This is a genomic window from Zestomonas insulae, from assembly GCF_016901015.1.
Taxonomy (GTDB): domain Bacteria; phylum Pseudomonadota; class Gammaproteobacteria; order Pseudomonadales; family Pseudomonadaceae; genus Aquipseudomonas; species Aquipseudomonas insulae.
Genome location: NZ_JAFEUP010000006.1, coordinates 331450 through 356987, shown reverse-complemented (window position 1 = coordinate 356987; position 25538 = coordinate 331450). Strand labels below are relative to the sequence as shown.

18 protein-coding genes are annotated in these 25538 nt (G+C 66.6%); 4 read left to right on the top strand and 14 right to left on the bottom strand.

Features of this window, described 5'->3' with window-relative positions:
* The first annotated feature begins 44 nt into the window (after positions 1–44).
* The gene (locus tag JQX08_RS20095) at positions 45–2828 is read left to right on the top strand and encodes a winged helix-turn-helix domain-containing protein (RefSeq protein ID WP_205350200.1); all 2784 of its coding nucleotides are present in this window, start codon (positions 45–47) and stop codon (positions 2826–2828) included.
* A gap of 118 nt (positions 2829–2946) precedes the next feature.
* Positions 2947–3774 (top strand): enoyl-CoA hydratase/isomerase family protein, encoded by an 828-nt coding sequence (locus tag JQX08_RS20090; protein WP_205350199.1) that lies wholly within the window; start codon positions 2947–2949, stop codon positions 3772–3774.
* A 36-nt stretch (positions 3775–3810) separates the two neighbouring features.
* Here the strand turns inward: JQX08_RS20090 and JQX08_RS20085 are convergent, their stop codons facing one another.
* The 6 genes from JQX08_RS20085 to JQX08_RS20060 form a co-directional block, all read right to left on the bottom strand.
* A complete protein-coding gene (locus JQX08_RS20085) occupies positions 3811–5253 on the bottom strand; it encodes a DUF1254 domain-containing protein (RefSeq protein WP_205350198.1) in 1443 nt (480 codons plus the stop codon).
* Positions 5254–5287: 34 nt separating this feature from the next.
* Positions 5288–5872, bottom strand: a complete 585-nt coding sequence (locus JQX08_RS20080; RefSeq protein ID WP_205350197.1) for a DUF2889 domain-containing protein — start codon at positions 5870–5872, stop codon at positions 5288–5290.
* 53 nt (positions 5873–5925) lie between these two features.
* Positions 5926–6753 carry an SDR family NAD(P)-dependent oxidoreductase gene (locus JQX08_RS20075; RefSeq protein ID WP_205350196.1) on the bottom strand — a complete coding sequence of 276 codons (828 nt, stop codon included), beginning with the start codon at positions 6751–6753 and terminating at the stop codon, positions 5926–5928.
* A gap of 30 nt (positions 6754–6783) precedes the next feature.
* Complete coding sequence (locus tag JQX08_RS20070) at positions 6784–7203, bottom strand: MaoC/PaaZ C-terminal domain-containing protein (protein WP_205350195.1); 420 nt, start codon at positions 7201–7203, stop codon at positions 6784–6786.
* A 10-nt stretch (positions 7204–7213) separates the two neighbouring features.
* Positions 7214–7654: a MaoC family dehydratase N-terminal domain-containing protein gene (locus JQX08_RS20065; protein ID WP_205350194.1), complete on the bottom strand. Its 441-nt coding sequence runs from the start codon at positions 7652–7654 to the stop codon at positions 7214–7216.
* Positions 7655–7853: 199 nt separating this feature from the next.
* Positions 7854–9041, bottom strand: coding sequence for a lipid-transfer protein (locus tag JQX08_RS20060; protein WP_205350193.1), 1188 nt, complete (start codon positions 9039–9041; stop codon positions 7854–7856).
* Positions 9042–9423: 382 nt separating this feature from the next.
* Between JQX08_RS20060 and JQX08_RS20055 the strand changes: the two genes are divergently transcribed.
* Together JQX08_RS20055 and JQX08_RS20050 are read left to right on the top strand one after the other, a co-directional pair.
* On the top strand, positions 9424–11286 hold the full coding sequence (locus JQX08_RS20055; protein WP_205350192.1) for a DUF1302 domain-containing protein: 1863 nt from the start codon (positions 9424–9426) through the stop codon (positions 11284–11286).
* A 43-nt stretch (positions 11287–11329) separates the two neighbouring features.
* A complete protein-coding gene (locus JQX08_RS20050) occupies positions 11330–12688 on the top strand; it encodes a DUF1329 domain-containing protein (RefSeq protein ID WP_205350191.1) in 1359 nt (452 codons plus the stop codon).
* A gap of 68 nt (positions 12689–12756) precedes the next feature.
* Here JQX08_RS20050 and JQX08_RS20045 read toward each other — a convergent pair whose 3' ends face one another.
* From JQX08_RS20045 to JQX08_RS20010, 8 genes are all read right to left on the bottom strand, one after another.
* Positions 12757–13440: a TetR/AcrR family transcriptional regulator gene (locus JQX08_RS20045; protein WP_205350190.1), complete on the bottom strand. Its 684-nt coding sequence runs from the start codon at positions 13438–13440 to the stop codon at positions 12757–12759.
* A 194-nt stretch (positions 13441–13634) separates the two neighbouring features.
* Positions 13635–15206, bottom strand: a complete 1572-nt coding sequence (locus tag JQX08_RS20040) for a class I adenylate-forming enzyme family protein (protein WP_205350189.1) — start codon at positions 15204–15206, stop codon at positions 13635–13637.
* A gap of 140 nt (positions 15207–15346) precedes the next feature.
* Positions 15347–17044, bottom strand: coding sequence for an AMP-binding protein (locus JQX08_RS20035; protein ID WP_205350188.1), 1698 nt, complete (start codon positions 17042–17044; stop codon positions 15347–15349).
* 77 nt (positions 17045–17121) lie between these two features.
* Positions 17122–18228, bottom strand: coding sequence for a thiolase C-terminal domain-containing protein (locus JQX08_RS20030; RefSeq protein WP_205350187.1), 1107 nt, complete (start codon positions 18226–18228; stop codon positions 17122–17124).
* Positions 18229–18291: 63 nt separating this feature from the next.
* Positions 18292–20109 carry an SDR family NAD(P)-dependent oxidoreductase gene (locus JQX08_RS22435; RefSeq protein ID WP_205350186.1) on the bottom strand — a complete coding sequence of 606 codons (1818 nt, stop codon included), beginning with the start codon at positions 20107–20109 and terminating at the stop codon, positions 18292–18294.
* A gap of 40 nt (positions 20110–20149) precedes the next feature.
* Positions 20150–21301, bottom strand: coding sequence for an acyl-CoA dehydrogenase family protein (locus tag JQX08_RS20020; RefSeq protein ID WP_205350185.1), 1152 nt, complete (start codon positions 21299–21301; stop codon positions 20150–20152).
* A 25-nt stretch (positions 21302–21326) separates the two neighbouring features.
* On the bottom strand, positions 21327–22472 hold the full coding sequence (locus tag JQX08_RS20015; protein ID WP_205350184.1) for an acyl-CoA dehydrogenase family protein: 1146 nt from the start codon (positions 22470–22472) through the stop codon (positions 21327–21329).
* Positions 22473–22744: 272 nt separating this feature from the next.
* Positions 22745–25414 (bottom strand): winged helix-turn-helix domain-containing protein, encoded by a 2670-nt coding sequence (locus tag JQX08_RS20010; protein WP_205350328.1) that lies wholly within the window; start codon positions 25412–25414, stop codon positions 22745–22747.
* Positions 25415–25538: the final 124 nt, after the last annotated feature.

Here is a 25538-nt window from a genome sequence, read left to right as displayed (position 1 = left end):
CCCGTTGGTGTCATTTCGCCTCTCGAGACCGCTCTGGATCCCCCATGCACAAGCCCCGCAAGCCCACCGCGATGAGCACCGCCGGCGCCTTTGCCGCCATCGACGCCGGCAAGCTGCAACCGCCGCGCAGCACCAGCCAACTGGTACCCCGCGAGCGGCTGCACAGCGCCCTGCTCGAGGCGCGCCAACGCCGCTGCTTTGTGCTGCGCGGGCCGGCCGGCTGCGGCAAGACCAGCGTGCTGATCGGTTGGCGCCAGCAGTTGCTGCCGCTCGGCTACGACTTCGCCTGGCTGACCCTGACCGACGACGACAACGAGCTGAGCCGCTTCCTCGACTACCTGCTGGCCAGCGTCGCGCAGATCGCCCCGGAAATGGTCCGCGAGGCGGTGCAGTTCAACGGTCGCGGCACCGACCGGGAGGCGGTGGAACGCACGCTGATCAGCCTGGTGCGCGGCGTCGCCGAGCAGCGTCGCGAACTGGTGCTGGTGCTCGACGACCTGCACAACCTGACCGACCTCGGCATCCACGAGGCCCTGCAGTGGCTGATCGACTACGCGCCGACCAACCTGCATCTGGTGCTGGTGTCGCGCAGCAGCCTGCCGGTGTCGCTGGGCCGCCTGCGCAGCCAGGCGTTGACCCTGGAACTGGAGCTCGACGACCTGCGCTTCTCGGCCGAGGAAAGCGAGCGCTTCCTGCGCAGCCAGCTGGGTGCGCTGGAGCCGGGCGAAGCGCGCCAGTTGCATGAGCGCACCGACGGCTGGATCGCCGGCCTGCAACTGCTCTGCGTCGGCCGCCGCAAGGCGCCGCACGGCGCAGCCGAGCCCACCCAGCTGCGTGATACCGAGGCCTTCGAAGCGTTCTTCAACAGCGAGGTGCTGGCGCAACTGGCGCCCGAGGAGTTCCGCCAGTTGCTGCACATGGCGGTGTGCAGCCGCTTCTGCGCCGCGCTGTGCGCGGCGCTCGACGCTGACCCGCAGGCAGTCGTCAGCGTCGCGGCCCTGCTGGCGCGCCTGGAACGCGACAACCTGTTCCTGATCGCCGTGGAAGGCAGCGAGCAGGAACCCTGGTATCGCCTGCATCCGCTGCTGCGCGAGACGCTGCTCAAGCATTTCGCCCGCCTCGACGACGCGCAGCGGCGCGCCGTGCATCGCCGCGCCTGGCTGTGGTTCCGCGACCACGAGCAGCTCGACGAAGCGGTGCGCCATGCCGTGCTGGCCGGCGAGAGCGCGGCCGCCGCGGAGCTGGTCGAGGCGCGCACTGAAGCGCTGTACGCGCAGGGCGAACTGCGCCAGATGGGCAACTTGGTCCGCCTGTTGCCCATCGAAGAAGTTGAGGCGCGCAACATGCTGAGCATTCTGCTGGCGCGCCTGCACATCTACGCCCAGCATTTCGCCGCCGCCGAAGAACTGCTCGAGCAACTGCTGGTGCGGGTGCCGCCGAGCGACACGGTGCAGCGCTTCCGCCTGACCCTGCTGCGCGCCACGCTGGCGGTGCAGCGCGACGATACCGACGGCGCCATGCAGGTGCTGCCGGACATGCTGCAGCCGCCGGCCGAGGCCGATGTGGTGCTGATCGGCGGCAGCCTCAACATCCGCTCCTGGCTGCACATGCACCGCGGTGAATACGAACAGGCGCGGCGCCTCCAGCTCGACCGCCCGCCGCTGCGGGTGAATGGCGTGCCGCTGCTCGGCAGTGCCTCCGGCAGCCTGCAGGGGCGCTGCCTGATCGGCCTGAGCCTGGCCCTCGAAGGACAGATGACCCAGGCCGAGCGGGTCTACCGCGAAGTGCTCTACGAGGCCGAGCGCGGCGGCAAGGCCTGCGCCGAAGCCCACCACCTCGCCGCCGCGCTGCTCGGCGAAGTGCTTTACGAGAACAACGAGGTCGACGCCGCCTACCAGTTGCTCAGTGCGCAGCTCGACATCCTCGAGCGCGTCGCGATCCCCGACTCGGTGCTGCGCGTGCTCGGCATCCTGGCCGCCTCGCAGTGGCTGGCCGGCAACCGCCAGGAAGCCTTCGCCTACCTGGAGCGCCTGGAGGACTACGCCAACAAGCTCGACCTCGACCGGCTGCGCGCCTACAGCCTGGTCTGGCGCGTGCACTGGCACCTGCTGCTCGGCGAACAGGTCGCCGCCGAGGACAAGCTGGCGCAGCTCGACGTCCTGGCCGCACGCAACCCGCTCCACGCCCACAGCGCGCTCAAGGAAATCCAGTACCTGCGCCAGTACTCGCAGGTACGCATGCTCGCCGCGCAGGGCGACCTGCAGGGCGCGGTGCATCGCCTGCAGCAGGTCGCCGCGCTGTGCGAAGAGCACGGCCGGCAGGGCATGGTGGTACGCATGCACATCCTCGCCGCGGTGCTCGAAACGCGACTCGGCCACACCGTGGCGGCGCACCGCAAGGTGCTCGACGCGCTGCGCCGCGGCCACCGTTTCGGCCTGCTGCGCAGCCTGCTCGACGCGCATTCCGATGCGCTGCAACTGATCAGCGAGGTGGCCGCCAGCACGCCGCTCGATCCGGTGCTGGCGTTCTATGTCGAGCGCCTGCAGCGCACGCAAAGCCAGGCGCTCCAGGCCAGCCGCACGGCGCCGCCGACGCCCGCCAAGCGCGCCACCCCGAGCGGTCTGGAACCGCTCAAGGAGCGCGAGATCGAGATCATGCGCCTGCTCGCCCAGGCGCTGCCGAACAAGAAGATCGCCCGCGCCCTGGGGCTGTCGCCGGAGACGGTGAAATGGCACCTCAGCCATATCTACACCAAGCTCGGGGTAAACAGCCGCGATGAGGCGGTCGCGCGCATGCGCGATCTGGAGGCGGGCGAGGCCGACGGCTAACGCCGCCACCCGGCCTGGGTGGCGTGTCGGGCCACGCCAGGGCCGAGCATGAAGCGCTACGGCCAGCCGACCCGCCAGTGGGCGGGCGGTCGCCCTTTCCCAGCCTCCGAGGACCGCCATGAGCACCGAGCTGATCCAGCTGCGTGAAGCGCAACTTTGCATCGACAACGGCATCGCCGAGTTCAGCCACCAGAAGCCGAGTGCGCGCAACGCGCTGTCGCTGGAGCTGCGCGAGGACTACGCCGAGATGCTCGACCGGGTCGAGGCCGACCGCAGCATTCGCGCGCTGATCCTCACCGGCTCCGGTGGCAGTTTCTGCGCCGGCGGCGACCTGAAGTCGCTGAAGGCACGGCAGACCAGCCAGGACCCGGAGGACAACTCGCCGGACGCGATGCGCCGCCGTCTGCGCAAGCTGCACGGCTGGCTGCAGCGCCTGCGCGACCTGGAGCTGCCGGTGATCGCCGCGGTCGACGGCCCGGCCTACGGCGCCGGCTTCGCCCTCGCCCTGACCGCCGACTTCGTGCTCGCCTCGAGCCGCGCGACGTTCTGCATGTCGTTCGCCAAGGTCGGCCTGGTGCCGGACTCCGGGGTGCTCGCCACCCTGCCGCGGGTGGTCGGCATGGCGATGGCCAAGGAGTTGCTGTTCACCGCACGGCGCGTCGAGGTCGCAGAGGCCAAGGCGCTGGGCATCGTGCATGCGGTGCATGCGCCGGAGGCGCTGGCCGAGCAGGCCCGGCTGTTCGCCCGACGCTTCCACGACGCGCCGCGCGAGGTGCTGGCGTTTACCAAGAGCCTGCTCAACAAGAGCTTCGAGACGCCCTACGCCACGCTCACCGAGCTCGAGTGCCAGGCCCAGGGGGTGGTCTCGGTCACCCCCTATCACCTCGAGGCGGTGCGCCGCTTCCTGGCCGGCGAGCCGTCGCTGCTCGACTGGGACCGCGGCTGATCCGGCGGCGCCCCGCAGGACGCCACCGGATGGGGGTTATGGCCGCCTGGCGCTGAGCGCCGGAGCAGCGTCCAGGGCGACGGGCTGCAGCACCGGCTTCTGCCAGCGACCCTCCAGCGCCTCGGGCTTGGGCCAGTACAGGCGCCCGGCAATGTAGAACGGCCCGTTCGGCGCCGGCAGCCAGTTGCTCTCGCGCTCCGGCCCCGGCGACGCGTGCTGGATGTACAGGGTCAGGCCCCCATCGGCATCGCGCTTGAGCTGCGGCAACATCGACGAGTTGATCAGGTAGCGGTGCAGCGGGTTGGCCACCAGCAGGCGCGAGGCGTCGTACATGGTCAGCGACCAGAAGGCGTTCACCGGCGGCAGCTGGCCGGGCGCGAAGCGCAGGGTGTAGCCATGCTGCGCGGCATCCAGTTTCTGCCCGGCGGCGTCGAGGTAGAACGGCGGATAGATGGTTTCTTCCTTGTCGTTGCCGTACAGGCCGGTGACCGCCGCGCGCATGCGGTACAGGTAGTTGTCGCCGAGAAACGCGCGGCTGCCGAGGAAACGCGTGGTGGACACCTCGCCACGCGCCACCTGCTGGCCGAGGGCGTCGAAGTCCTGCCAGGCGTCGTGGATACCGGCGGCGATGGCGGTGCGCATCTGCGCCGACAAGGTGCGCTCGTCGAAGTGCTGGCCGGGACCGATACCCAGGCGGGCGAAGCGCGCCAGCATGGCCTGCTCGGACGGGTGGGTCGGGCAGAAGCGCAGCACGAAATTCAGCTGCTCGAAGAACGCCAGGCTGCTGCGCTCCTCATAGGCGCTGAGCGGCTCGAGGAAGTCGATCGGCGGGGCAGCTGCCGGCGCCGGCTGGCCGAGGAACGCCGACAGCGGCTGTACCTTGTAACCGGCCTGGACCTGCTTGACGTTGCCCAGATCGTCCGGGCCGAACAGCTGGGTGCGGTAGAACACGAAGGCGAACTGGGTTTCCGAGCGGAACACCTTGTCGATGCCCGGCGGCACGCTGCCCTGCCAATCCGGCCCGGCCAGCAGGAACACCCCGCCGCTATTGCCGGTGGTGCGGCTGCCGACATAGCCGAAGTTGTAGGTGTAGGCGTCGACGAACTGCGCCGAGTAGTAGCGGCCTGGCTCCACCGCCGGCAGGGTCAGCACCAGCGGCTCGCTGCGCAGGTCGGCACCGAGCTGGGAGTACGGCGTATCGGCGTTGGGCGTCGGGTAGGCCTTGTCGTCCGGGGTGTAGATGCGCGCGGTGTTGTGCAGCGTGTTCCACGGCGCCTTGAATTCGGCGTGCTGGCGATCCTGGAAATAGGTGTACTGGACGCGGTAGTGGTCGACCAGCGGGAAGCCATAGACGTAGGCTTCCTTGGCAATCGCGCGGGCCTCGTCGGCGCTCAGCGGCGCGGCAGTCGTCAGGTTGACATGGCCGACCAGCGCCAGCAGCGCGGCCAGCAAGCCGTGCTTGATCTTGTTGTTGTGCATGGGGCAGCTCCGGGTGGCGAGGCGTCGCAACGCCTCAGTTTTGTGCGTGCGCGTCGCCGTACGGACGCCACTCGCTGATCTTGCGCGCCGCCTCACCCTCCGGGTGGTAGGCGTGGCAGGTGCCGATCACCCAGTGGTTGGGCATCGCGAAACTCGGGTCGCGCGCCGCACGTTCGCGCAGACGCTTCTGCATGACCGGCGCCATGGTCTGCACCGCAGTGGTGGCCATCGGACCGAGCATTTCGGTGAGGTGGGTACAGCCCTTCAGGCCGCCGACCAGTTCGGCGGCGCGCTTCTTGAAACCGGGCCCGATGCGCAGGCCCTTCAACGCCGCATAGGCGCTGCTGATGTGCGGGCACACCGGCGTCGGCGCGTGTTCGGAGTGTGCCTCGATGTGCTGGATCACCATGCGTTCGTCGAGGGTCATCACCAGACGCATCTGGTGCAGCACGCCGCCGGCGGCGATGGTGCCGTAGAGAAACTGGGTGTCGATGCCCTTGGTATCGAGTAGTCGGCCTTCGATGTCGAACAGGCCGTCATCGCGCAGGTAACCCGAGCACACCACCTGGCGTGTATGCAGCAGTTGCCGGCCGGGGCGAATCGCGATCGCGTCGTTCATCTTGCAACCCTCACTAACTACAACGGGGCGCCACAGCGCCCCGTATCACTCACTCAGACGTTACCGATGCCGCCGCCGCAGACCAGCACCTGGCCGGAGACGTAATCCGACTCGGGGATGCAGAACAGGTACACGGCGCCAGCCGCTTCCTCGGTGTTGCCCGGACGGCCCAGCGGAATCATGGTCTTCGACTGCTCGACGATCGCCGGGCTGATGCCGACCTTGATCTCGCGGCCTTCGATGTTGATGAAGTTCGGGTCGCCTTCCACCGGTTGGGTCTGGCGGGTTTCGATGTGACCGAAGGCCACGGCGTTAACGTTGACCTTCATGCGGCCCCACTCCTTGGCCAGGCATTTGGTCATGCCCAGTACACCGGCCTTGGCGGTGGAGTAGTTGACCTGGCCCGGGTTGCCGCCAGCGGAGGTCGAGGCGATGTTGACCACTTTGCGGTTGACCACGCGACCTTCGGCGGCCTCTTTCTTGGCCATCGCGCTGATGATCGGCTGGGCAGCGCGCAGGATGCGGAACGGCGCGGTGATGTGGCAGTCGATGATCGCGTACCACTGCTCGTCGCTCATCTTCTGGATCACGTTGTCCCAGGTGTAGCCGGCGTTGTTGACGATGATGTCGATGCTGCCGTAGTTGTCGACTGCAGTCTTGACGAAGCGATCGGCGAAATCCGGGGCAGTGACGCTGCCGACGCAGGCCACGGCTTCGCCACCGGCTGCCTTGATTTCTGCAACCACTTCATCAGCCGGAGCCTGGTCCAGGTCGTTGACCACCACTTTGGCGCCGTCAGAGGCCAGTTTCAGGGCGACGCTGCGACCGATGCCACGACCGGAACCGGTGACCAGGGCGACTTTGCCTTCAAGCTTTTTCATCTTTCGTACCTATGTTTTTTGGGGTGGGGCTCAGGCCAACGCCACGACCGCTTCGCCGGTCAGGCGTGGCTCGCCGTACTGGTTGCTGCAGGTCAGCGCGATGCGCACGCGCGTCTCGCCGTCCTGCTCGAATTTGTCGATCACCTTGCCGGTGCAGGTCGGCACGTGACCCAAGTGAGTGATGCCGACGAAGCGCACCGCCAGATTGCGGATCTGCGGTTGCGGCACCCATTGCGTCAGCAACCGACCGAGGTAGGCGGCCGACAACATGCCGTGGGCGAACACGTCGGGCTGGCGCGACTTGCGCGCGAAATCGAGGTCGATGTGCACCTGGTTGTGGTCGCCCGACGCACCGGCGTAAAGCGCCAGGGTGGTGCGGTTGACCGGCGGCAGGACCAGGGGCGGCAGCAGGTCGCCGACCTGCACCTCGCTGTAACGCGGGATGTTCATGGACGGCTCCTCAGCGCTGCACGGTGGACGACAGCACATCGGCGATGTGTTCGCCGCGCTGGTTGGTGACGCGGGTTTCAGCGACCACGAACTGCAACGCCCCGCCCTTCTTCTCGTACACGTCGAGCACCCGCGCATCGAAGGTCAGCACATCGCCGGCGAACGCCATGCGGTGGTAGGTGAAGCTCTGCTCGCCGTGCAGGATGCGGCCGAGATCGAAGCCGTAGATGCCTTCGATGATGTGGTCGGTATCACGCCCTTCGCGTTCCAGGCAGAACAGGAAGGTGGGTGGCATCGGCAACGACGGGTAGCCGGCAGCCTCGGCCGCGGCCTCGTCGGTGTACACCGGGTCGGTCTCGCCGATGGCCTTGGCGAAGAAGCGCAGGCGGCCCTTTTCCAGCTCGGCAGTGGTGATGCCCAGCGAACGGCCGATCAGACTGGTATCTGCCATTGGGGAATTCCTGTCAGGTGAAAGAGCGCGCCCCTGGAGCGGGGCGCGCGGAGTTTCAGAACCTGTTCACGATCTCGCGAGCTAGAGATAAACGGTGGCGAAAGCGGCCGAGGAAGCGGAATTTACGAGCGGTAAATGAGCATTCCGAGGTCGCTTTCAACGCCGTTTAGCCGACGCGCAGCAGATCGAGAGCGGGTTCTTAGCCGCGACCGAACAGGGTCACGATCCCAGCGCCGCCCAGACCCAGGTTGTGCTGCAGGGCATGCTGCAGACCTTCAACCTGACGGGCGCCGGCGGTGCCGCGCAGCTGATGGGTCAGCTCATAGCACTGCGCCAGACCGGTGGCGCCCAGCGGGTGACCCTTCGACAGCAGGCCGCCGGACGGGTTGATCACCACTTGGCCGCCGTAGGTGTTGTCGCCGTCGTTGACGAACTTCTCGGCACCGCCCTCCGGGCAGAAACCCAGACCTTCATAGGTCAGCAGTTCGTTGTGGGCGAAGCAGTCGTGCAGTTCGCAAACGCGGATGTCTTCCGGGCCGACGCCGGCTTTCTCGTAGACTTCCTGAGCGGCCTGACGGGTCATGCCGACGCCGACGATGCTGATCAGCGATGGCGGATCGAAGGCTTCCGGCTGGTCGGTAACCAGCGACTGGGCGAGGATGCACACGTCGGTACGCAGGCCGTGCTTCTTGGCGAAACGCTCGGAGCAGACGATCGCCGCGGCGCCACCGCAGGTCGGCGGGCAGGCCATCAGACGGGTCATCACGCCCGGCCAGATCACCTGGTCGTTCATCACGTCTTCGGTGGTCACGACTTTCTTGAACACCGACATCGGGTTGTTGGCGGCGTGACGGCTGGCCTTGGCGCGGATCGCCGCGAAGGTCTCCATCTTGGTGCCGTACTTGTCCATGTGCTCTTTGCCGGCGCCACCGAACAGGCGCAGTGCGTTGGCCATGGAGGCGCCCTCGGGGAAGATCCGCGCGGAGACTTCCATGCCCTTGCCGTAGGTCGCCGGACGGTCGGTCCAATGGTCTTTCAGCGCGCCCGGTTGCATCTGCTCGAAGCCGAAGGCCAGCGCGCAATCCACGGCACCGCTTTCCACTGCCTGGCGAGCCAGCCACAGGGCCGAAGAACCGCTGCCGCAGTTGTTGTTGACGTTGATCACCGGGATGCCGCTCAGGCCGACTTCATAGAGGGCCGACTGGCCGCTGGTGGAGTCACCGTAGACGTAGCCGGCATAGGCCTGCTGCACCAGCTTGTAGTCGAGGCCGGCGTCTTTCAGCGCCAGGCGAATGGCTTCAGCGCCCATCTCGATATAGGTACCGCTCTGGCCGGGCTTGGCGAACGGGATCATGCCGACACCGGCGACGTAGACTTTCTGCGACATCTCTTTTCTCCAGGGATAGGTGACAGGACCTTGCTCGTCGCCTTCAGCGGCGACACAGCGACCATGGAGCGATGGTCAGGCACGAGGGAAAAGCCACGCCCCCTCCTGTCGAGGGGGATTTGCGGTTCTCCCACCAACCCTGCAGCGCAGCGACCTACTCACCCGAAAGTAGTACCCCCCTCCCCTTAGGGGGGGGAGGTGGGGGGGAGCGGGATTAGCGTTTGAACCGCTGATCGAGCACCGACACACGTTCAGAAAGGCAATCGCGACCAGGGTCAGGGCCCATGTCGCAACCGCTCACCTACGCCGCTCGCGGCAAGCCAACTGATCAGCCGGGTCTGAGCGATTCGCCCTTCGTACTGCAACCTCTTTGGAGCGCCGCATGACAATAAGAAAATTCGGAGTCTTCCAACCCCACCTGCTGGCCGCCGCCATTGCAGTTGGGGTCGCATCCCAGGCCCAGGCCGTTAGCTTCAACGTTGGGGAGATCGAAGGCAGCTTCGACTCGACACTCTCGGTGGGTGCCAGCTGGGCTACCGATGCCCCGGACCCCGACTTCATCAACAACGCCAACACCCTCGGCATGCGCGGCATGTCGGCCACCCGTACCGCCGACGACAACCGCAAGAACTTCAAGAAAGGCGAAACCTTCTCGAAGATCTTCAAGGGTATCCATGACCTGGAGCTGAAATACGGCGACAGCGGCATGTTCGTGCGCGGCAAGTACTGGTACGACTTCGAGCTGAAGGACGAGAGCCGCCTGTTCTACGACATTGACGACAGCGGTCGCGACCGCGCCGCCAAATCTTCGGGCGCGATGTTCCTCGACACCTTCGTCTACCACAACTACAACCTCGGCGACCTGTCGGGCAACGCGCGCCTCGGCAAGCAGGTGGTGAGCTGGGGTGAGAGCACCTTCATCGGCAACTCGATCAACAGCATCAACCCGATCGACGTCGCCGCGCTGCGCCGTCCGGGCTCCGAGGTCAAGGAAGGCCTGATCCCGGTCAACATGTTCTATCTGTCCCAGGGCCTGTCGGAGAACCTCAACGCCGAGGCCTTCTATCAGATCGAGTGGGAAAAAACGATCGTCGACAACTGCGGCACCTTCTTCGGTTCCGACCCGCTGCCGAAGGGCTGCAACGACCGTTTGGTCTTCGCCGGCTTGGACTTCGCCCCAGGGGTGTCGGATAACATTGGCGCGCCGGACGCCAACACCAACGTCTACATGCCGCGCGGCAAGGACAAGGAAGCCCGCGACGGCGGTCAGTACGGCATCGCCCTGCGCTGGTTCGTGCCTGAACTCAACGACACCGAGCTCGGCGCCTACGTGATGAACTATCACAGCCGCAACCCGTACCTGAGCCTGCGCCAGACCACCAACACCCAAGCGTTTTCCGGCGCCACCGCACTGGCTAAGGTCCGTGCCGCGCAGTACTACGTCGACTATCCGGAAGATATCCACCTGTATGGCCTGAGCTTCCAGACCAACGTCGGCGGTGCCTCGCTGGGTGGCGAGATGAGCTACCGGCCGAACATGCCGCTGCAGATCAACACCGCCGACCTCAACCTCGCGGCGATCCGTCAGCCCTCGCTGGTCAATGGCTCGCTGCAGCCAATATCCCCGCTGTTCATCAGCGGCGACCGCACTCCGGCGGCCGGCGCCGACCTGCCTGGCTACAAACGCATGCCGGTGTTCCAGGCACAGATGACCGCCACGCAGTTCATCGATCAGATCTGGGGCGCCAGCCGCCTGACACTGGTCGGTGAGGTTGGTTACAACCACATCAACGGCCTGGGCAGCTCCGACGGCTCCGACGTGCGCTTCGGCCGCAGCCCGATCTGGGGTGCCGGCCAGCTGGCCGACACCGGCAACCCGCTGGGCGCCACCAACACCTGCCGCGGCACCGGCGTGTCCAACCCGACCGTCAGCAACCCACAGCAGGAGTGCAACAGCCACGGCTTCTACACCTCCAGTTCCTGGGGCTACCGGGCGCGCGCCAGCCTGAACTACAGCAACGTGTTCGCCGGCATCAACCTGACCCCGAACCTGGCCTGGTCGCATGACGTGGAAGGCTTTGGTCCGAACTTCGAGGAAGGCGTCAAGGCAGTGAGCATCGGCTTGGATGCCGACTACGCCAACACCTACACCGCCAGCCTCAGTTACACCGATTTCTTCGGTGGAGACTTCAACACCAACACCGATCGCGATTTCATCGCGCTCAGCCTCGGCGTGAACTTCTGAGCCGCTACCGGCAGAGGGTAAATCCATGAAAACAAAAACAAATATGATTTTCAAAAGTGGTGTCATCGTGCTGTCGCTGCTGGCCAGCAGCGTCATGGCCGCGGTCTCTCAGCAGGAAGCCGACCAGCTCGGCGCCAGCCTCACCCCGCTGGGTGCGGAGAAAGCCGGCAACGCCGACGGCAGCATTCCGGCCTGGACCGGTGGCCTGAAGCCGGGCGCCGGCTCGATCGACGCCAAGGGCTATGTCAGCGATCCGTATGCCTCCGAGAAGCCGCTGTTCACCATCACCGCCGCCAACGCCGCGCAGTACAAGGACAAGCTGACCCCCGGCCAGATGGCGATGTTCAAGCGCTACGCCAGCACCTACAAGATTCCGGTGTACAAGACCGAACGCAGCGCGTCAGTGCCGCAGAAGATCTACGACGCGGCTAAGAAAAGCGCGCTGAACGTCGAGCTGATCAGCGATGGCAACGGCCTGGCGCATTTCACCGAGTCGCGTAACTACGCCTTCCCGATTCCGAAGAATGGCGTCGAGGTGTACTGGAACCACCAGACTCGCTATCGCGGTGAAAACGTTCAGCGTTGGGCGGCTCAGGCCGCGCCGATGGTCGACGGTTCCTACACCATCGTGGAAACCAACGACAAGAACAGCTTCCCGCAGTACATGGACGGGGTGAACCCGGACGCCGCGAGCAACGTGCTGTTCTATTACATCTTCGCGGTCACCGCGCCGGCGCGTCTGGCCGGCAGCGTGTCGATGGCCCACGAGACCATCGACCAGGTCAAGGAACCCCGCAAGGCGTGGATGTACAGCGCCGGTCAACGCCGCGTACGCCGTGCCCCGCAGCTGGCCTATGACGCGCCCGGTCTGGCCTCCGACGGCATGCGTACCTCCGACAACGCCGACATGATGAACGGCGCGCCGGACCGCTACGACTGGAAACTGGTGGGCAAGCAGGAGCTGTACATCCCCTACAACAGCTACAAGCTGCAATCGCCCGACGTGAAGTACGCCGACATCATCAAACCGGGACACATCAACCAGGACCTGACTCGCTACGAGCTGCACCGCGTCTGGCATGTCACCGCGACCCTCAAGCCGGGCCAGCGGCACATCTATGCCAAGCGTGACATGTACTTCGACGAGGACACCTGGACCATCGCCGAAGTCGATCACTACGACGGTCGCGGCCAGCTGTGGCGTGTGGGTGAGAACCACACCTACCAACAGTACGAGCAACAGGTCAACGCGCCGGCGGCACAAGGCTTCTACGACCTGCTCGCCGGCCGCTACATCGTCGCCGGCATGAGCAACGAGGCGAAGCGCGGCCCGCTGTTCGGCCAACGCACCAAGATGTCCGACTTCACCCCAGCCTCGCTGCGAAACGTCGGTATCCGCTAAGCCGCTCCACCCGCAATAACAACGGCGCCCTCGGGCGCCGTTTTTCGTTGCACCGCAGCTCGCCCAGGTCACTGCGCCGAGGTCAGCACCCCATGCACCATGCGCGCGAGCATCTGCACCGTATCCTTCTCGCCCAGGTAGGCAGGACGCTCGAGGAGGATCGACCGTGAGAGCGCCAGCAAGGTGTGAAACACCAAAAAATGAGCCTTGTCCTTGTCGCGCACCACCACCTCATCCGCGAAGCGGCTCATCAGCGCCTGGGTGGCGCTGCCGGACAACTCCTCCCGGGCCTTGATCACGTCGAGCCGCACCAGTTCGTCGTAATGGGTCGAGCGCACGCTGAACTCCGGATCGAAGCGCATCTTCTGCTGATACAGGCCAAGACCGACCTCGATGGTCATCACGATGCCGTCGTACAGCGTGGTCTCGGCCGGCAAGGCGGCGATGCGGGTCAGCAGTTCGCTGCGCACTTCGCGGCGGTAGTCCTCGTAGATCGCCGCGATCAGCGCCTCGATGGTCGGGAAGTACTCGTAGATGGAGCTGGTGGCGACCCCCGACTCTTCCGCCAGGCGCAGCGTGGTCAGCTCATCCCGGCCATAGCGTTCGAGGATCTGCCGGGCGGTCTGCTTGAGCGCCTCGACCAGGGCGATGGAACGCGCCTGGCGCGGCGCCTTGCGCTGCTGGGCCGGCACTTCGACGCGCAGGACGCCGTCGGCGCCGGGTTGCAACTCATCGATGGGAGGCTTGCTCATGGGTTTCTCCGGCGATCGCGCCGCGCGGGTGGCGGCACCATCACGATCACCTTACAGGCGCGCTCCCCCACCGCCCTCCCCTCGTTGCGAGTAGGCGTCACCGCGCTGATGGTGGAAAACGCTGCGCGCTTTTCCACCCTACTTGCTGCTGGTGTGACGGTATGGACGCCCCGCCGGCGGCGGGGCGCCACGCTTCAGGAGATGCGCCGGCCCTGATCCTGCCAGTACTTGTCGCGTACCTGGCGGCGCAGCACCTTGCCGACCGGGCTGACCGGCAGCTCGCTGACCAGCAGCAGCGACTTGGGCGCCTTGAAGCGCCCCAGGCGCTCCTTGACGTGCTCGATCAGCTCCGCCACCGAGGGCTGGGTACCGGCGCGGACCACCACCTCGGCATGCACGGCCTCGCCCCATTCCGCATGGGGAATACCGACCACCGCCGAGATCGCCACCGCAGGGTGGGCGTTGAGCGCCGCCTCGACCTCCACCGCATAGACGTTGAACCCGCCGGTGATGATCATGTCTTTCTTGCGATCGACGATGAACAGATAACCCTGCGCATCCACGTAGCCGAGGTCGCCGGACTTCCAGAAGCCGTTGCTGAACTCGGCGGCGGTCGCCTCGGGATTGCCCTGGTAGCCACTGATGGTCGCCCGGCTGCGCAACCACACCTCGCCGGTGGCGCCGGCGGCGACCTCCACGCCGTGCTCGTCGACGATCATCAACTCGACGCCCGGCGCCACCCGCCCGGCCGAAGCGAGCCGACTGGCCGCATCGGCCAGCAGATGGTCGGCCTTGCTCAGCGTGGCGACCGCCTGCAGGCACTCGGTGGCGCCGTAGATCTGCAGGAAGATGTTGCCGAAGCGCTGCTGCAGTTGCGCAAGCTTGCTCGGGCTCATTGGCGCGGCGCCGTAGTAGACGGTCTGCAGGCTGGACAGGTCGTGCTCGCTGGCTTCCGGCAGGTCGAGCAGGCGGTACAGCAGGGTCGGCACCAGCGAGCCGACAGTGACCCGCTCGGCTGCGATGTTGCGACACCAGAGGGCGAGGTCCGGGGCGTTCTGGGTCAGCGTGCAACCGCCGCGGAACAGCGTCGCCAGCACGCTCAGCCCCGAGCCGTGGCTGATCGGCGCCATGTGCAGCAGCCGCGTGTCGGCATCGAAGGCCTGCTCGCTCTCGGCGTAGAAGCCGTCGCGACAGGCCAGCCAATTGTCGATGGTGTACTGCGCGCACTTGCTCTTGCCGGTGGTGCCACCGGTGAAGCGGTAGATCAGGATGTCTGCATGCGGGTCGCTCTCCACGCCAGGGTCGTGGTCGCTGACCCCGGCGAGCAATTCGTCGAAGCCATACAAGCCCTCGCGGCGGACTGCCGGCGGGTCCATGCAGACCACGCTGATGCCGCGCTCATGCAGCCAGTCGAAGTAGCGGTCGAGCAGCACGTTCTCCAGGAACACCACCTTCGGCCGCAGCTGGTCGACCTGCGCCACGTGCTCGTCGAGCGCATCGCGGAAGTTGGTGAAGGCGGCAGCCGCCTCGCCCTTGAGCGCGGTCCAGGTGTGCAGCAACGACAGGTTGTCGTTCTCAAGGATGCACAGGTAGCGGTCGCCGCGGCGTAGCTGCAGGCGCTCGCGCATCATGTTGACGATGCGGTTGGTCAGGCGGTGCAGCTCGGCAAAGCTGTAGCGCCGCTGGCGTTCGAGGTTGACCAGAGCCTCGCGGTCGCCATGGCGAACGGCGAGCTGGGCAAAGGTGCGGGCGAAGTTCATCTTCATCGGAGGTCCCTGTTCTTGTTTTGGCCTCCGAGTTATGCGCCCGTAGGCGCGCAGCTCGCCCCCTGCAATGGAGGGGGCTGCGGCAGAAACGACAAGGCCGGCCCCGAAGGGCCGGCCTTGAGCTGCCGCCAGTGAGGGGCCTACTCGAAGATGACCTTGCTGCGGCTCGCGCCCCAGGTCTCGGCCGCCGCGTGGTAGCGCTCCTCGATGAGGTTGCGACGGATCTTCAGGGTCGGCGTGAGCAAGCCGTTCTCGATGCTCCACGGCTCGCGCACGACCACCAGGCAGGCCAGCTGCTCATGCGCCTCGAACTGCGCATTGACCTCGTCGAGCAGCGCCTCCAGCTCGGCACCGATCTGCTCGCGCGTCGCGGCGTCGGCCAGCGCGGCGCGGATGTCCGGCGCCACATTGAGCAGGCCGAGCGGTTGCGCCAGGCCGACGCCCATCACGCAGGACGCTTCGACGGCCTGGTGGTTGCCCAGCTTGGCCTCGATCGGCACCGGCGCGACGTACTTGCCCTTGGCGGTCTTGAACAGGTCCTTGACCCGCCCGGTGATGCGCAGGCGGCCCTCCTCGTCCAGCTCGCCGCGGTCGCCGGTGCGGAACAGGCCGTCCTCGGTGTAGCTCTCGGCGGTCAGCTCCGGCTCGCGGTAGTAGCCGAGCATCTGCCCCGGGCCGCGCACCAGGATCTCACCGCCATCGGCGATCCGGCAGGCGACCTCGGGCAGCGCAGCGCCGACATAGCCGATGCGCACCGTACCGGCGCGACTGAAGTGCGAGGTGCCGAAGTTTTCCGACATGCCGTAGCCCTCGAGCAGCTCGAGGCCCAGCCCGCGGTACCAGGCGTGCACGGCGGCCGGCAATGGCGCCGAGCCGGACAGCCCGGTATGCGCCTGGTCGAGGCCCAGCGCGCCGAGAATCTGCGCACGCATCGCCGGCGCCTTGTCCGGGTCGGCCAGCGCGGCACTCTGCACCGCCGCTGGAATCCGCTCGTTGATGCCGTGGTAGAACTTGCCCCACAGGCGCGGCACCGACATGAAGATGGTCGGCCGCGCGCGGCGCAGGTCGTCGGTGAAGGTCGCCAGGCTTTCGTTGAAGAACACCTGGCAGCCGCTGTACAGCGACAGCGCCTCGACCACCGCGCGCTCGGCAGTGTGCGCCAGCGGCAGGTAGGACAGCAGGCGATCGCTGGTGCTGGTGCCGCGGCCGCCGTTGTACATCACCTGGGTGACCGGCAGCACGTCGTGCATCGCGGCGAAGCTGAGCATCACGCCCTTCGGGTTGCCGGTACTGCCGGAGGTGTAGGTGATGGTCGCCAGCTCGTCGCGCGCCGGCAGCACCGGTGACTTCAGCGGCTCGCAGCGCGCCATCACCTGCTCCCAGCGCAGCCCCTCGCTACGCGCCGAGCGCGGCAGGTTGATCAGCGGCAGATCGGCCGGCACCGCGGCGGCGAGCTTGCGCCAGCCCTCGGCATCGCCGTCCAGGCGGCCGACGAACATCAGCCGCGCCGCGGAGTGTTCGAGCACGTAGCTCACCGTGCTGGCGTTGGCGGTGGAGTAGATCGGCACACTGACGTGGCCGGCGAGCCAGATCGCCAGGTCGGCGATGATCCAGTGCGCGGTGTTCTTGCCGAAGATGGCGATGGCCGATTTCGGCGGCAGGCCCAGCGACTGCAGATGGCTCGCCATGCGCCGCGCCTGATCGCCGACTTCCCCCCAGCGGTACTCGACCACCGAGCCGTCCTCCAGCGGTTGCGTCAGGTACACCGCATCGGGCTGACGGCTTTCCCAGGCGAGGAAGCGGTGAAGCAAGGTCGCATGTTCGTGTGTGGCGCTCATGGCAGTTCCTACGGTACAGCGGCGGCAGACCGCCTGATTCATTGTTGTTGAGGTGCGGATGGCCGCTCGTGCGCCGCTCAATCGCGGCGATACAGGGTCACGACACTGGCGCCGGCCGCGCCGGCATCCTGCTGCAGGGCAATGCTGGCGTTGGCCACCTGGCGTGCCCCGGCTTGGCCACGCAGATGGGTCACCAGCTCGACGCACTGGGCGAGTCCGGCGCTGTTTGCACCATACCCCATGCCCAACAGTCCGCCGGACGGATTGACGACGATATTGCCACCATATGTGTTGTCGCCGTCTTCGATGAAACGCTCGGCGCTACCCTCGCGGCAGAAGCCCAGCGCCTCGTACAGCAACAGCTCGGTGACGGTCGCGCTGTCGTGCAACTCGCACAGCTGGATATCGGCCGGACCGACCCCGGCGCGCTCGTAGACTTCCCAGGACACCGCCATGTCGCGGTCGTAGCCGACCGGACGCAATGGCGAGTCCGGCTCACCGGCCGGGACGCGCAGCTCATCGCTGCACACCTGCGCCGCGATCCGCACCGCGCGCCGCAGCGCCAGGCGCTGGGCGAACTCGGCGGAACACAGCAGCACCGCGCTGGCGGCGTAGGCCGGCGCGGCGAATTGCAGCGGGGTTAGCGGGGCGAACTCGTACGGCCCGGCCAGCACCTCATCGAGCCCGAGCGGCCGACCGTGGTCGGCATCCGGGTTGTGGAACGCGTGCTGATGGGCCTTGACCGCGATCATCGCGAAGGTTTCCACACGGCACTGATGGCGGCGGGTGTACTCGCGCGCGGCGGCACTCCACTGCGTCATCGCTTGCGCGCTCGGCGCATCCGCCACGCCATGATCGATCCCCGCCACCAGCACGCAGTGCGCGCGGCCGGCCTCGATATCGCGGCGCGCCAGGTACAGCGCGTGACTGGCGCCAGCCTGCGCGGCATCGACCGCGGTGATGGACAGCTCATGACCCAGCGTACGCAGCAGTGGTTCCTGCCACGGTAGGCGCGCGATGCCATTGGCGCACAGATAGGCCCGTTGGACCTGCATGGGCTCGAGACCGGCATCGGCCAACGCCGCGCCGATCGCCTCACCCAGCGCCGATATGGGATACCAGCCAGCCGTCGACCGGTGATAGGCGGAACGCCCCACACCAACCACTCTGACGTCTTGCTCCATCGCGCGCTCCTGAAATTCGGGTGCCGCCGCCCCCAGAGGGCGCGGCGGACTTTCTTTACAGCGTTAGGCCGGGACTTGCTCGAAGATCTCGACCGAGCCGCCCTTGAGCACCACCACGTCACGCTCGACGGCGCGGGTCTCGAAGATCACGCGGGTCGGCGATTCACGCCACATGCGGGTTTCCAGGGTGTCGCCCGGCATCACGATGGCGGCGAAACGCACGCGGATGTTCTTGAACAGACGCGAGTCGTTGTTGCAGAACGCCTTGATCACATGGCGACCGGCATAGCCGAAGGTGCACAGACCGTGCAGGAACGGCTTCTCGTAACCGGCCTTCTGCGCGTAGTCCGGATCGACGTGCATCGGGTTCCAGTCGCCGCACAGGCGGTACAGCAGCGCCTGGTTGATATCGGTTTGCTCGGCGATGACATAGTCCGGGGCACGATCCGGCAGTGGCGCTGCCGGTACGCTCGGCACACGCTTCAGGCCAGCGCCCGGGGTGCCGGTGTAGAAGCTGGTGAACTCGTTGTAGTACAGCGGGGTGCCGTTCTCGTCGGTGGTGTGGATTTCCAGCACGCTGACCGAGCTCTTGCCTTTGTCCAGCGCTTCTTTCAGGCGCATGGTGTGCTTCAGCTTGGCCTTCGGCGGCAGCGGACGGTACATCTCGGTGTACTGCTCGCCATGCAGCCCCTTGGCGAACGGCAGCTCCAGGCCTTCCAGGGTCGGCTTGCCGGCGAGGACCGCCTTGAGGAACACCTGGGTGGCCGGCAGCACCGCCATGGTCGGCAGCACGCGGAACTCTTCGCCCTTGAACTCGTTGATGTACAGCAGTTCGGTGCGGTCCAGCGGATCCTTGGCGGCGCCCACGGCCAGTGCGTAGAGCGCAGCGTCGGTCTGGGTGTATTCGGTTTCCAGGGTCGCCACGGCGTTGGCGGCCACTTCCATGTCGACGTACTGGTTACCGCCGATGGCGTTGCCGGCCATGCGCTCGAACAACTCCTTGAAGCCTTCGCCGCCGTTGGCGTGGTGCACAGCCTTGTCATCGAAGCGGGTGATGCGCTCCCAGTTCTCGCGCACCAGCTCCGGGCTCAGCGAGTCGGTGTGCAGGAAGCGACCGTAGGAACGCTCCCAACGGTACTTGGCGTGGAAGCCGCCACCCACTTCGAACAGACCGCCGGTGTCCTGGCATTCTTCGCTGCACAGCCAGCCGACCAGCGGCGCAACGTCTTCAACCTTGAGCTTGGCGTGCAGCTCTTCCGGGAAGATGCCGCTGGCGATCACCATGCGCGAGGCAGCGATCGGGGCGATGGTGTTGACGCGGATGTTCTTCGCCGCGCCTTCGATGGCCAGCGAGTTGGCGAAGCCGATCAGGCCGGACTTCGCAGTGGAGTAGTTGCACTGGCCGAAGTTGCCGAAGATGCCGGCGCCGGAGGCGGTCATCACGATGCGGCCGTAGCCCTTGTCGCGCATGATCGGCCAGACGGCGTGGGTCAGGCGGAAAGCGCCCTTGACGTGGACGTCCTGGATCAGGTCCCACTGCTCTTCGGTCATCTTGTGGAACGAGGTGTCACGCAGGATGCCGGCGTTGTTGATCAGGATGTCGACGGTGCCGAACGCGGCCAGGGCGGTGGCGACGATCTTCTCGCCCTCGGTAACCGAGTGGTAGTCGGCGACGGCTTCGCCGCCCATGGCCTTGATCTCGGCGACCACGGCATCGGCGGCCTCGGAGGAGGTACCCAGACCGGCAGTGGTCACGCCGAGGTCGTTGACCACGACTTTGGCACCGCGGGCGCCGAGCAGCAGGGCATGGGCACGGCCAAGACCGTTGCCGGCGCCGGTGACGATGGCGACTTTGCCGTCAAAACGAATTTCTTGCGACACGATTGCTTCCTCCCCGTAACGGGATAGTGGTTAGCCGCCCTTACAGGGTGCGGGCGATGATTTCTTTCATGATTTCGTTGGTGCCGCCCCAGATGCGGTTACCGCGGGTATCCAGGTACAGGCGGGCGATCGGGTATTCGGTCATGTAGCCGTTGCCGCCGTGCAGCTGCAGGCACGCGTCGACCACCCGGCTGCTCAGCTCGGCAGTCCAGTACTTGGCGATCGAGGCGGTCTCGGCGGTCAGCTGGTCCTTGAGCAGCAATTCCATGCAGCTGTCGACGAACGAGCGGCCGATCTGCACTTCGGTCTTCAGCTGCGCCAGGGTGAAGCGCGAGTTCTGGAAGTCGAGCACCGGCTTGCCGAACACCATGCGCGTGCGGGTGTATTCGATGGTGTGGTCCAGCGCGGCTTCGGCCTGGGCCTGGAAGCCGGCAGCACCGATGATGCGCTCCCAGGCCAGGTCGTGCATGAGCTGGTAGAAGCCCTTGCCTTCCACGCCGCCGAGCACGTTCTCCACCGGTACGCGGCAGTCATCGAAGAACAGCATCGAGGTGTCCTGGGCGTGCAGGCCGACCTTTTCCAGCGGCTGCGAACGGGTGAAGCCGGCGCGCTCCTTCTCGACGATGATCAGCGAGATGTCCTGGGCGCCCTTGCCGCTGGTGCCGGTCTTGCACACCACGATGGCGAGGTCGCAGGACGCGCCGTTGGAGATGAAGGTCTTCGAGCCGTTCAGCACGTACTCGTCACCATCGCGCACCGCACGGGTGCGGACCGCCTGCAGGTCGGAGCCGGTGTTCGGCTCGGTCATGGCGATCGAACCGACCGCCTCGCCGACCACCATCTTCGGCAGCCACTTCTGCTTTTGCGCCTCGGTGCCGTAGTTGAGCAGGTAGAAGGCGACCAGGCCGTGCACGCCGAAACCGATCAGGCCGGTGGCGCCGACGCGAAAGAATTCCTCGCCGAAGATCATGTCGAACAAGCGGTCGGCACCGGGGCCTTCATATTCTTCGGGGATCGACGGCAGCAACATGCCCAGCTCGCCGGCCTTGCGCCAGACTTCGCGCGGCACGCACTTGTCCTTTTCCCACTGGGCGTGGAACGGCGCGACTTCGCTTTCCATGAAGCGCCGCACGGCGCGGCGGAACTCGTCGTGCTCGGAGCTGAACAGGGTGCGGGGGATTAGATATTCCATGGCGTATTCCTCTCGGCGAGCGGGATCAGAGCGTGCGCCCGACCAGGTCTTTCATGATGTCGTTGGCGCCGCCGGCAATACGCAGGACGCGGTGATCGAGGTAGTGACGGGCTACCGGGTACTCGAGCATGTAGCCGTTGCCGCCGTGCAGCTGCAGGCACTCGTCGACCACCTTGGTGTACAGGTCCGAGCAGAACAGCTTGGCGGAGGCCGCCGCTTCCGGCGTCAGGGTCCGCGCCAGGCACTGCTCCATGCAGCGGTCGACGTAGTTCTGCGCCACGGCCAGCTGCATCTTCAGATCGGCAAGCTTGAAGCGGGTGTTCTGGAACTCGAAGATCGGTTTGCCGAACACGGTGCGGCCGCGGGTGTAGTCGAGGGTGTGCTCGAGCACGGCCAGCGAGCCGGCGACGCTGCTGATGGCGATCGACAGGCGCTCCCAGGCGAGTTCCTTCATTAGGTGGATGAAGCCCTGTCCCGGCACGCCGCCGAGGATGTTCTCCTTCGGCACGCGGCAGTCTTCGAAGAACAGCATGGTGGTGTCCTGCGCGTGCAGGCCGACCTTCTTCAGCGGCTTGGATTTGCTGAAGCCGGCGCGGCCGGCTTCGACCAGGATCAGCGAGATGTCCTGGGCGCCCTTGCCGCTGGTGCCGGTCTTGGCCACCACCACCACTACATCGCAGTTGGTGCCGTTGGAGATGAAGGTCTTGGCACCGTTGATCACGTACTCGTCACCGTCCAGCACCGCACGGGTCTTCACCGCCTGCAGGTCGGAACCGGTATCCGGCTCGGTCATCGCCACCGCGCCGATCGCCTCGCCGACGGCCAGCTTCGGCAGCCACTGCTGCTTCTGCGCCTCGGTGGCGAAGTTCACCAGGTAGCCGGCGACGATGTCGTGCACGCCGAAGCCGATCAGCCCGGAAGCCAGGCCTGCGCGGTAGATTTCCTCGGTGGCAATCATCGAGAACAGGCGATCGAGGCCCAGGCCGCCATAGGCTTCCGGGGTGGTGGCATTGAGCATGCCGAGCTCACCGGCGCGCTGCCAGATGGCCCGCGGTACCAGATGATCCGTCTCCCACTGCTCCAGATGCGGAGCGCATTCCTCGGCCAAGAAGCGCCGCACGGTGTTGCGGAACTCCTCATGCTCGTGATCAAACAGGGTGCGTGGAATCATCGGGGCCTCTCCTCGGATCTGGTCTACGTCGCGGCAATGCCGCGATGGGCTGATGCCAAGATTGGAGGAGGTCGCTGGCGGACGTCCCCCTCGCGGAGGGGGGGATCAGCTGCCCCGCCAGCAGCGGGCTGGAAAGGCCGCAGGCGGCGGCCCCCTTCACTCGGGGAGGGCGGCCAGCAGGTGCGCTGGCTATCCTCGCGGCGCGCTGTCAGTCGGCGCCCGTCATGCCGGCGTCCACGCAACCCGGCGCGGCGGGCGCCGGCTGGTGGCGCTCAGATCACGTTGTGCTTGCGCGCCCAGGAGATGGCGTCGTAGCGGCTGGAAACGCCGAGCTTCACGTAGATGTTCTTGAGGTTCCACTTCACCGTTTCCAGCGAAATGTTCAGCGTCAGGGCCACGCGCTTGTTGGACATGGCCTGGTTGATCAGCTGCAGGATCGCCAGCTCACGCGGCGTGAGCAGCGGCTGCGCCGTCGGTCCGGCCGCCTCACCACCATGCCCGGACGGGTCGCCGCCATTGAAGCGACCGAGCAGATTGCTCAGGTACTCGCTCGGCGCACGCTCCGAGAGCGGTACCAGCAGACGCTGCAGGGCCGGCCCCTCATCGAGGAAGGTGCGCACCAGGCCCAGCTCGGCGCCCAGGCGCAGCGCCGCGACCAGCAACGCCTCGACGCGCTCGCCCTCGCGCAGGTCGGCGCGCGCCTGGGCTTCCAGCAACAGCGCCAGCACCGTCAGCTGACCGCGCTGGTAACGCTGCGCGTAGTCACGCAAGCCGTGCAATGCCTCCAGCGCCCGATCCGGATAGTTGTCAGCCAGGCAGATGCGCACCCGCGCCAGCGAAGCAATGGCGGGAATCTCGGCAAAGAAACCACTGGCCTCCTGGAAGGCCGCGGCGACCTGATCGATCTGGGTCAGCCGCTCCGCAGCAGCGTTGCGATCATGCAGCAGCAAGGCGAGCCGCGACTGCTCCGCCAGGCACTGCACCAGCGGACGCTGCAGGCCAAGATGGCGAAAGTGGCGAACTTGCCGGTCGAGGAAGGCCATCGCCACTGCCGGCGACTCCTGCAACAGGTCGAGGCGCGCGCGGCAGATGCTCGCCCGCTGCATGGTGTCGGGCATCGCCCATTGCAGCAGGCCATGGCGGTTGGCCAGGGTCTCCCGGGCTTCGTCGAGACGATCCTGCTCGCGGTAGACCTCCGCCAATGACGCCGCACCCAGGTAGGCACTGGCCGAGCGGTGGCCATGCACCGCCACCGCGCGGGCCAGTTGCACGACGCCGCTCTGCTCGGCATCGACCATGCGCCCCGCCTGCAGGTGGCAGGTGGTTCGCGCCCCTTCGCCAATCAGCGCCATTTCCGAGTCGCGTTCGCTTTCCGGAATCGGGTTCTCATCCAGGCAGCGCAGCGCGTCGGCGTAACGCCCGGCCGCGCAATAGGCGATGGCGAGCAGTGCCGGCGCGCCAAAGCGGGTCACCGAATAGTCCTCGGCCAGGGGCTCGAAGCCTTCGAGCAGCCCGATGATCGGATCGGAGCGGTCGCGCTGCACCTCGATGGCGGCCTGCACCAGGGGCAGTCGATGGAGAATGTCGGCCGGCTGCGCGGCGCCGCTCTGGCGGAACTGCTCCAGCCACAGCTCGGCCTTGGCCGGCCGCGCGGTCAGCGCATACGCCAGGCAACCGAGGAAAAACAGCCGTGGACGGGAGAACAGAATGTCCTGCGGCAGCCGCTCGAGCAGGCGCAACAGCGGGCTGAGTTGGTCGAGACTCCAGCTCGCCGGGGTGGCGCGCTCGATCATCTCGGCAGCAAAGCCCAGGTCCTCGCCCAGCGTGGCGTGGCGCACCGCTTCGGCCAGCAAGCCATGCGCGTCCAGCCAGCGCGCGGCGCGGCGGTGCAGCTCGACCAGCTCGCGCTGATGCTGGCGGGTCAGTCGGGCGGCGAGGAAGTCGCCGAACAGCGCGTGGAAGCGGTACCAGGGCTGGCGATCGTCGGACTCGACGCGGACGATCATCAGATTTTCCTCGTCCATGCGCTTGAGCAGGGCCGCGGCGTCCTGACAACCGGTCACCGCCTCGGCGAGCGAGGCGTTGAAACGCCGGCAGATGCTGATCCGCTCCATGAAGCCGGCCAGTTCGACCGGCAGGTTGGCCAGCACCTCTTCGGCGAGGTAGGTCTGCAGGTCATCGGAGCGCCAGCCGAGGTCGCGCAGCGTGGCGCGTGCATCCGGGTCACTGCGCAGCAGAATCAGGATCAGCTGCAGACTGGCCGGCCAGCCGCTGGTCAGCTCCTGAACCAGATGGACTTCCTCGGTGCTCAGCTTGAGCGCCGTCAGGTTGAGGTCGAGAAAGGCGCGCGTCTCGCCGAGGTCGAACGGCAGCGCCGCGCAGTCGATGTCCACCACTTCGTCGAGCAGCCGCAGGCGGCCGAAGCTGAGCGGCGGCGCGACCCGCGAGACGATGATGAAATGCAGGTTGGCCGGGCTGTGGTCGAGCAGGCGCTGCATCAGCTGGTGCGAGCGCTGGTCGGTGACGTGCTGGTAGTCGTCCAGCACAAGGAACAGCTCCTTGTTGATGCCGGCCGCGCCCTCGACGATAGCGGCCACCACCTCATCGATGAATTCCGGACGCACGCCTTCCGGCGGTATCCCCGAATCGAACGGAATGCCCAGGCGCTGCAGCGCGCCACGCAGGTAGGCGAAGAAGATCGACAGGTGCTTGTCGTCGACGCTGAGCGACAGCCAGGCCACATCGGCGCCGGTACGCATTACTTCCTGGCGCCATTGCGCCAGCAGCGTGGTCTTGCCGAAGCCGGGACTCCCCGTTACCAGCCCTACCCGGCGTTGCGCCATGCCCTGGAAGGCATCCAGCAGGCGCTGGCGCGGAATCGATTGAGTGCCGATGCGCGGCGGCGAAAATTTCGTCGACACCAGCTGCCGGTCGGTATGCATTTCCACACGAAGTCTCCCATCACGGCCCGCTCAACTGCAGACGATATCGCAGGACCAGGCGTACCGTGCCAGGCCGAATAGCGAAAGCATAGCCGTTGCCAATGCCTGCCTTGCGGACAGGCAT